Genomic DNA, 1,057 nt, shown 5'->3' on the forward strand with positions numbered 1-1,057 from the left:
AAGCTACACACTGGATAGCCATTGCTGCAGGTGGTGCACTGGGAGCCGTTCTGAGGGCATTTGTCTATGAGCTGTTTGTGCTGACCCGTAATCCTCATCTGCATCATTATCCGACTCTGACAGTTAACCTTGTGGGGTCAGTCCTCATGGGTATTTGCTGGTACCTGTTGGCAGAAAAAGCCATGTTGTCACCGACCTGGAAAATCTTTGTGATGACCGGCTTTCTGGGAGCCATGACTACCTTTTCAACCTTCTCTCTGGATCTGATGAGGTTGCTTCAATCTGATCAGTTTCTGACAGCCCTGGCCTATGGGCTTGGCAGTGTGCTCGTTTGCTTGCTGGGCACCTGGCTGGGTTATCAGGGTATCCGCTGGGCACTTTAGAGCCTGAATACAAACTCAACCATTTATCGCTTTTTCTGTACCGGCCAGTCGATTGTCCTAGACTTTTCAATTCTTTAGGGAAAAAAAATTTAAGAAAAAATTCGTTAGTGAAAAGGAGGTATAGGATGTATCTTTTTCGAATTATTGGGTCTGTTTTTATCAGTTTGATACTGGTTTCTTCCTGTTGGAGTAGTGTTGATTCACCCGAGCAGAAAGCCTTCAGGAATGCTGAGCGGAGTGTCAATCGTCTTTATTTTGACTACGTCTTTGCGGAAGAAAACGAGAGACTCTTAAGAGCCATCATGGTTTCTGTACGAAGACTCTATGACCGCTATGAGCTGGATCAGTGGCTGGAAGGTTACTCTGCACCAGGCAATCAGACAGAGGCCCGGCAGCAGCTACTCACCAGGCTGATCCAACAGGCCGCCCGGCATACTGTTGCGGAAATCAGTGGTAATGAGGAGTTGTTTGGCAGTGATCGTTCCATGTTTCATCTCCTGCAGGCACTGAGCAATGCGCCATCCATGCAGGAATCTCTGGATGTTGCTCACTGGTTCCACTTCCGGCCGGTCATGCTTCAGGGTGTCTTGGCTGAAGATCGCATGGACTCAATGGAGGCGCTGATTCAGGAAGCTGTGCAGAACAGTTTCAGAGAGTTTCCATCCAATCGACTT

The 1,057-nt window shown here is 48.2% G+C and carries 2 protein-coding genes; both read left to right on the plus strand.

Annotated features, from left to right (window positions below; genetic code table 11):
* On the plus strand, positions 1-383 hold a 383-nt coding region (gene crcB, locus KDK16_RS04535; protein WP_306670720.1), incomplete at its 5' end, for a fluoride efflux transporter CrcB.
* 125 nt (positions 384-508) lie between these two features.
* Positions 509-1,057, plus strand: a 549-nt coding sequence (locus tag KDK16_RS04540; protein ID WP_257274885.1) for a hypothetical protein, incomplete at its 3' end; no start/stop codon positions are given.

This window comes from Endozoicomonas sp. SESOKO4, from assembly GCF_024606275.1.